The organism is Nocardiopsis halotolerans DSM 44410 (genome assembly GCF_000341065.1).
GTDB lineage: Bacteria > Actinomycetota > Actinomycetes > Streptosporangiales > Streptosporangiaceae > Nocardiopsis > Nocardiopsis halotolerans.
The window spans coordinates 1-7421 of the sequence record NZ_ANAX01000159.1; the positions used below are offsets into that span (position 1 = coordinate 1).

5 protein-coding genes and 1 pseudogene are annotated in these 7421 nt (G+C 71.1%); 3 read left to right on the top strand and 3 right to left on the bottom strand.

Features of this window, described 5'->3' with window-relative positions; genetic code table 11:
- A pseudogene (locus D455_RS0111840) lies at positions 1 to 410 on the bottom strand (lysylphosphatidylglycerol synthase domain-containing protein); the annotation flags it as partial.
- Positions 411 to 563: 153 nt separating this feature from the next.
- On the opposite strand from D455_RS0111840, the gene D455_RS0111845 reads away from it, so the two are divergent.
- Genes D455_RS0111845 through D455_RS0111855 form a run of 3 tightly spaced genes read left to right on the top strand, consistent with a single transcriptional unit; the run spans position 564 to position 3867 of the window.
- Positions 564 to 3185: a bifunctional FO biosynthesis protein CofGH gene (locus tag D455_RS0111845; protein WP_083922210.1), complete on the top strand. Its 2622-nt coding sequence runs from the start codon at positions 564 to 566 to the stop codon at positions 3183 to 3185.
- A gap of 53 nt (positions 3186 to 3238) precedes the next feature.
- Positions 3239 to 3493: a hypothetical protein gene (locus D455_RS0111850; protein WP_017570939.1), complete on the top strand. Its 255-nt coding sequence runs from the start codon at positions 3239 to 3241 to the stop codon at positions 3491 to 3493.
- Positions 3490 to 3867 (top strand): PIN domain-containing protein, encoded by a 378-nt coding sequence (locus D455_RS0111855; protein ID WP_017570940.1) that lies wholly within the window; start codon positions 3490 to 3492, stop codon positions 3865 to 3867. The genes D455_RS0111850 and D455_RS0111855 overlap by 4 nt, the downstream gene beginning before the upstream one ends.
- Positions 3868 to 4042: 175 nt before the next feature.
- Here the strand turns inward: D455_RS0111855 and D455_RS0111860 are convergent, their stop codons facing one another.
- A complete protein-coding gene (locus tag D455_RS0111860) occupies positions 4043 to 5308 on the bottom strand; it encodes a glycosyl hydrolase family 18 protein (protein WP_017570941.1) in 1266 nt (421 codons plus the stop codon).
- 275 nt (positions 5309 to 5583) lie between these two features.
- A complete protein-coding gene (locus D455_RS0111865) occupies positions 5584 to 7167 on the bottom strand; it encodes a Na+/H+ antiporter (protein ID WP_017570942.1) in 1584 nt (527 codons plus the stop codon).
- Positions 7168 to 7421: the final 254 nt, after the last annotated feature.

Sequence of the window (7421 nt, forward strand, 5' to 3'; positions counted from 1 at the left end):
GCCGCCACCGCCAGACCCACCGCGACCGTCACCGCCACCGCGAGCAGCGTCGCCGCCGCACCGCGCGACCTCGGCACCCTCCAGTCACGGGCCAGCTCCACCTGCGCGACGAACGCCCACACCGAACCGGGCAGGTACTTGCCGAGCTGACCCACGAACATGACGCGGGCCGCCGTCCCCCGGGGAAGCGGCGAACCCATCCCCGCCAACAGCGCCCGCCAGGCCAGCATCTGCGCGGTCAGCCCCGTCATACCCGCCAGCACCGCGGAGGGCAGCACCCACAGCGGCAGCGACGCCACGGCGTCGCGGGCCTGCTCCCAGTTCGCGCGCAGGGCCAACCCCGCGCACACGCACACCACCAGGAACAGCGCCAAGCGCACCCACGTGTTACCGCGCAGCCGACCCAGCACGTGCCCTCCCTCTCCCGTACGTGCCGAACCCTACGCCGCCCACGGCACCTCCCGTCCCGGCCGCCCTCCGGCCACGGTGACGACCCGCACACATCCGGTACCACCGGAGGTGCGTCCGCACGTGCGAGAGGACCGGCGCGTAGGGTGCGCTCTATGAGTGGTTCGAACGACCCGGCCCCCGCCCCGACCCCGTCCGCGATGCGCAGGGCCCTGGCACGCGCCAGGGACGGCAAGACCCTCGACGTCACCGAGGCCGAGGTACTCCTGCACGCCAGGGGGGAGGACCTGGAGACCCTCCTCGAACACGCTGGAAGGGTGCGCGACGCGGGCCTGGAGGCCATGGGCCGCCCCGGGGTCGTCACCTACAGCCGCAAGGTGTTCCTCCCCCTGACCCGCCTGTGCCGCGACCGCTGCCACTACTGCACGTTCGCCACGGTGCCCGGCCGTCTCGACGCGCCGTTCCTGTCGCCCGACGAGGTCCTGGAGACCGCCCGCCAGGGCGCCGCCATGGGCTGCAAGGAGGCCCTGTTCACGCTGGGCGACCGGCCGGAGGACCGCTGGAAACAGGCCGCCGAGTGGCTCGACGCCCACGGCTACGACGACACCCTCTCCTACGTGCGGGCCATGGCCATCATGGTGCTGGAGGAGACCGGCCTGCTGCCGCACCTCAACCCGGGCGTACTCACCTGGGCCGACCTCCAGCGGCTCAAGCCCGTCGCCCCGTCCATGGGGATGATGCTGGAGACCACCTCCACCCGGCTGTTCACCGAGAAGGGGCAGGCCCACTACGGCAGCCCCGACAAGGACCCGGCGGTGCGGCTGCGCGTGCTGGAGGACGCCGGGCGCTCCAGCGTCCCCTTCACCACCGGCATCCTCCTCGGCATCGGGGAGAACACCGCCGAGCGCGCCGAGTCGATCTTCGCGATGCGCGGGGCCTCCCGCCGCTACGGCGGCGTCCAGGAGGTCATCGTGCAGAACTTCCGGGCCAAGCCCGCGACCGCGATGATGCACCGCCCCGACGCCGAACGCGAGGAGATGGCCGCCGCCATCGCCGTCACCCGTCTGGTCATGGGGCCCAGGGCGCACGTGCAGGCACCGCCCAACCTCATCGGCGCCGAACACGGGGGCGTGGACGAGTACGGCCTGATGCTCCGCGCGGGCATCGACGACTGGGGCGGCGTCTCACCGCTCACCCCCGACCACGTCAACCCGGAACGGCCCTGGCCGCAGATCGACGACCTGGCCGAGCGCACCGCCTCCCACGGCTTCACCCTGCGCGAGCGGCTCACCGTCTACCCCGAGTACGTCAGGGCCGGAGAACCGTGGCTGGACCCGCGCGTGGCCGGGCACGTGGCCGCGCTCGCCGACCCCGAGACCGGCCTGGCCCGCGAGGACGCACCCGTGGTGGGCCGCCCCTGGCAGGAACCCGAGGCGGTGCTGGTCTCCTCGGGCCGGACCGGCCTGCACACGGAGATCGACACCGAGGGCCGTACCAGCGACCGGCGCGGTGACTTCGACGCCGTCTACGGCGACTGGGACGAACTGCGTCCGGGCGTGGACCGCGAGGGGGCCGTACCGCGCAGGTTCGACCCCGACATCGCCGCGGCGCTGCGCAGCGCCGAGTCCGACCCCGCGGGCCTGTCCGACGACGAGGCGCTCGCCCTGCTGCACGCCGACGGCCCCGAACTGGAGGCGCTGGCCGACCTGGCCGACCGGGTCCGCCGGGACGCGGTCGGCGACGACGTCACCTACGTCGTGACCAGGAACATCAACTTCACCAACGTCTGCTACACCGGCTGCCGGTTCTGCGCGTTCGCCCAGCGCCGCACCGACGCCGACGCCTACACGCTCTCCCTGGAACAGGTCGCCGACCGCGCCGAGGAGGCGTGGAGGGCCGGGGCGACCGAGGTGTGCATGCAGGGCGGCATCCACCCGGACCTGCCCGGCACCGCCTACTTCGACATCGCCGCCGCCGTGCGCGAGCGCGTCCCGGACATGCACGTCCACGCGTTCAGCCCGATGGAGGTCGTCAACGGGGCGGCGCGCACGAACCTGCCCGTCCGCGAGTGGCTGCTCCGCGCGCGCGAGGCCGGGCTCGGCTCCGTGCCGGGCACCGCCGCGGAGATCCTCGACGACGAGGTCCGCTGGATCCTCACCAAGGGCAAGCTGCCCACCAGCGAGTGGATCGACGTGATCACGTCCGCCCACGACCTGGGCATCCCCACCACGTCCACGATGATGTACGGGCACGTGGACTCGCCGAGGCACTGGGTGGCGCACATCAAGCTGCTGCGCTCCCTCCAGGAGCGGTCGGTGGAGCGCAACGGCCGCCGGGGGTTCACCGAGTTCGTGCCGCTGCCGTTCGTGCACACCAACGCGCCCATCTACCTGGCCGGGCTGGCGCGGACCGGGCCCACCGTCCGGGAGAACCGCGCCGTGCACGCCCTGGCCCGTCTGCTGCTGCACGGGCACGTCGACAACATCCAGTGCTCGTGGGTCAAGCTCGCCGAGGACACCTGCCGCCAGCTGCTCGCGGGCGGGGTCAACGACGTGGGCGGCACGCTGATGGAGGAGACCATCAGCCGGATGGCCGGATCCGGGCAGGGGTCGTACAAGACCATCAGCGACATCCGCGCCCTGGTGGAGCCGACGGGCCGTCCGCTCCGGCAGCGCACCACGACCTACGGTCCGGTGTCCGAGGAGCGCCAGCGCGCCGCCGAGGCCAGCGACGGCGTGGCGCCCGGGATCCTGCGCCCCACCCTTCCGCTGGTCTGAGGCGAGGCGGTCAAGTCCGGGACAGAAGAGTATGAGCGGAGTATGATCCGAGTATGACGAACAGGCGCGTCACCATCAGCGTTCCGGAGGAGATCGTGGCCAAGGCCCAGCGTGCGGTGGAATCCGGACAGTCCGGTTCCGTCTCGGCGTACTTCACCGAACTGGCTGAGAACGAGCCTGACTGGGCTGATGCCGAACTTCTGGCCACGGAGATTCTGGACGAAGCGGGCGGATCGACCCCGGAGGACGAGGCATGGGTCGAAAGCGTGCTCGGCGGGGGTGAATCCTCCGTAGAGTCCGCTGCATGAACCCTCTCGTATTCGACGCGGGTGCGTTGATCGCGCTCGAACGCCGTGAGACGCGTATGTGGCGTCTCGTGCAGCGCGCCGCACGGGAACACAAGCGCATCCTCGTGCCAGCGGGTGTCATCGCCCAGGTCTGGCGCAACGACCCCAAGCAGCACGCGCTGGCGCGCCTGATCAACGGTCAGACCACACTTGTCGATCCCCTCACCAAGGAGACGGCTCGGCAGGTGGGAGCTCTTCTGGGCAGAGTGGGCGCCAGTGACGTGGTGGACGGCCATGTGGCACTGCTGGGCAGGAAGTTCCAGGCTCCGGTCTTCACGTCGGACCCCGACGACATCCGCAAACTTGACCCCACGCTCACGGTGGTGCGGATCTGAGGCGGAGACCAGGACGAGGAAGAGGGGCGAGGCACCGGGGGGACGGCGCCTCGCCCCTCTCCTGTGGGGGCGGGGCGGCCCGTCACGCGAGGGGAGTGTGTGACGGGCCGCCCGGTCAGCCGCGGTAGCGGGTGAGGGACGGGGATCCCTCCACGCGGCCTCGGGGTCGGTCGGGTCAGCAGGTGCCGACGAGCCTCCAGACTCCCCACTCGCCGGTCGTTCCGGGCTCCTCGCCCCGGGTCCACCACTCGGCGCGGTACTCCGCCCCCTCGTGGGAGACGACGTCGCCGCCGGTGTAGACGCTGTCGGCGGACCAGGCCGGGGCGGTGCAGTCACCGGGCTCGTCGGTCGGCGGGTCCGTGGGCTCCGGGTCGGGGTCCCCGCCGCCGTCGCCGGGGCCGCCCGCCAGACGGGCCGCGATGGTGTCGGCGAAGGCGTAGCCGCTGGTGGCGTCCCAGTTGACGGACCAGGTCATCACGCCGCCGATGGGACCGTACGGGGTGTCGGGGGAGAAGGAACCGCAGTTGGTCCCGGCCTCCAGGCAGTCCAGGGCCTCGACGACCTTGCTGGGGGCCATGTAGCCGCCTCCGGCGGCGGACGGCACGGCGGGCAGGCCGAGGCCCACCTGGCTCGGGCTCAGCCCCATCTCCAGCTGGATGCAGGCCAGCGAGGCGACGAAGTCGACGGTGCCCTGGTGGTACACCTGGTCGTCGCATCCCAGCATCGAACCGGAGTTGTAGTACTGCATGTTCACGATGGTGAGGATGTCGGAGATGTTCGACGCGAGCTTGTAGTACTCCCGGTTCGGGCTCTGGAAGTCGATGGTCTGCGGTGCCATCGTGATGATCAGGTCCGAACCGGCCTGGGCGCTCAGGTCGTGCAGCGCGTCGGACATGTACTGGGCGTTGATGCCGTGTTCCAGGTCGATGTCGACGCCGTCGAAACCGTACTCCCGCATCAGCTGGTACGTGGTGTCGGCGAAGTTGCGGGCCTGGGTCGCGTTGGTGACGTCGACGTGCCCGAGCTGGCCGCCCACGGAGATGATCACTTTGCGGCCCTCGGCCTGGATGGCGGCGATGTCCTCACGGAACTGCTGGTCGGTGTAGCCGTTCAGCTCCTCGCTGGCGAGGTCGAACGTGATCCCTCCGTCGAGGGTGGGGTGGTTCTCGGCGAAGGCGACGGCCACCAGGTTGTACTCGGAGGGGACCTCGGACAGCGGCATCACGGTGGAGCCGTTGGAGAAGTTGTGCCAGTACCCGGTGAGCCACTGGCCGGTCTGCTGGACCTGGAGGGACTCCTCGTCGGACACGGTCTCCACCTCGGTCGGAGCGGGGGAGAACTGGGTGAAACCGGCGATGAGCCCGGCGGTCAGGAGGGCGAACGCGCCGGTCAGCGCCGCCTTCGCACCTCGGGGGTTTTTCCTGCGACGGTGCTTGAGCATCAGGGGGGTGCTCCTTTCGTCGAGCGGGGGAGACGAAGGGGGCTCTGTGAGCCGCTTAATTGTTAGGAAACCTTAAAGTTGTCTCGCGGCCGCGTCAACGGAAACCGTAAGGAAAGTTTGTAGTTTTTCCGCGGGGCACAGAACCGCACACGCGTCCCAGCGGCCCCGTCAGCAGCCGCCGCGGACCCGTCATGCGCAGTGCCACTCCCGCTCCCACCTGCGCGAACCGCCGGGACCCCGCGTCCCCCGAGTCCCCGACCTCGGATCCCCGACCCTCACGACCCGTACGGGCCCGTTCCCGTGTCCCGGATGTCCAGGTCCCGGTTCATCTCCTGGAAGACCTCGTGGTCGATGCCGCCCTCCCGGTACATCGACATCAGCGCGTCCCTGCGCGCCTGCGTGATCTGCGCGTGCACCGCCTTGCCGCTCTCCACGCGCTCGCGCGCCCGACCGTCCCGGGCCTCCAGCAGGCCCCGCACCTGCGCGATCCGCCGCGTGTACACGGACCGCAGCGAGCCGGCGGTCCTCTCGTCCACCTCGTCCTCACGCAGCAGTTCGTCGATCTTGCCCAGCGCCGCGTAGCTCATCCGCTCGTCGGCCCGCAGGAACTCCCGCCGCCGACCGCCCTCGTCGGCCATGCCGAGCCCGCGCAGCAGCAGCGGAAGCGTCATTCCCTGGCCCACCAGCGTTCCGAGCACCACCACGCCCGCCACGAAGATCAGCGCGCCCCGGTCGTCGAACGGCTCGCCGCCCACCGTGGTCGGCAGGGACAGGGCGATCGCCAGTGACACCGCACCGCGCATCCCGCTCCACCCGATGACGATCCGCTCCCTGGGATCGCCCGCCTCCAGCCTCGTGAACGGGGGGAGCCGGTACAGCGGAGTCGTCAGCAACATCAGTCCCATGCGCAGCACGACCGCCGTGACCATCGTCGCCAGACCCACCCACACCAGTTCCGGGAGGGCGAAGTCGCCCCGCGACGCCGTGGCCACCGAGTCCAACCGCAGCCCCAGCACCACGAACAGCATCGACTCCAGCAGTCCCACGAGGGTGCCCCAGATCGTCTGCCCGTTCACCCGTACGCGCGGCGGTAGCAGACCCTCGCCGCGCGTACCCAGGTAGATCCCGGCGACCACGGCCGCCAGCACGCCGGAGAACCCCATCATCTCCGCCGGGATGTAGGCCACGAACGGCGTGATCAGGACCACCATCAACTGGAGGGACGGATCCCGCATCCGGGTCCGCGACCACGACACCGCCAGGGCCACCGCGGCGCCGTAGAGCAGGCCGCCCGCCACGACCTTCACCAGCTCCACCACACCCTCCTGGGGCGTGAGCGGATGCCTCATCGCGGTGACGGCCAGGCTGAACAGGGTCAGCGCGACCCCGTCGTTGATCAGGGACTCGCCCTCCAGCAGGGTCAGCACCCGGCGCGGCGTGCCCACCCGTTTCAGGATCGCCGACGCGGCCACGGCGTCGGTCGGCGCGATCGCCGCGCCCAGGGCGATCGCCGCGGGCCACCCCACCGACGGCATCAGCAGGTACACGATCCCCGCCAGCCCGAAGGCCGTCAGCAGTGTCACGCCCACCGCCATCACCACGATGGGGCGCATCAGGGCGCGCATGTCCTTCGGGGAGGAGAAGAAGGCCGCGTTGTAGATCAGCGGTGGCAGGAAGACCAGCAGGATGACCTGCGGGGAGATCACCAGGGAGTACATCCACGGCGTGGACCCGATGGCCAGGCCCAGCAGTACCAGTACCACCGCGCCCGGTACCCGCAGCCGTCCGGCGAGCAGTTGGCCGCAGATCACCGCGACCACGATCACCAGTGTGCCGACCACGTACTCCTCGACGGACACCCCGTACCTCCCCGTCGCCCCCGGCCGGACCAGCATGGCGCCATCCGGGTCCGCCGGTCGCCCTGACGCGCCGCGGGGCCCCGGGAGGAGCGTCGTTCGGGTGCCCACAAGTCTCCGGAGGGGGAGGGAGGGGAGACGAGCGGACACCGCGCCGTAGGCGTCGCTGGGCGCCGTCCGAGGACGATGGTGGGTGACGGCGGGCGACGGAGGGGGAGGCGCCGCGGCCGGAGGCCGTCCGGTGGGGGCGGCGGCCC

Bases quoted from the DNA above. Each gene is read 5' to 3' on its own strand.
- D455_RS0111855 (WP_017570940.1), top strand. From the start codon at position 3,490: ATGAACCCTCTCGTATTCGACGCGGGTGCGTTGATCGCGCTCGAACGC.
- D455_RS0111860 (WP_017570941.1), bottom strand. From the start codon at position 5,308: ATGCTCAAGCACCGTCGCAGGAAAAACCCCCGAGGTGCGAAGGCGGCG.
- D455_RS0111845 (WP_083922210.1), top strand. From the start codon at position 564: ATGAGTGGTTCGAACGACCCGGCCCCCGCCCCGACCCCGTCCGCGATG.
- D455_RS0111850 (WP_017570939.1), top strand. From the start codon at position 3,239: ATGACGAACAGGCGCGTCACCATCAGCGTTCCGGAGGAGATCGTGGCC.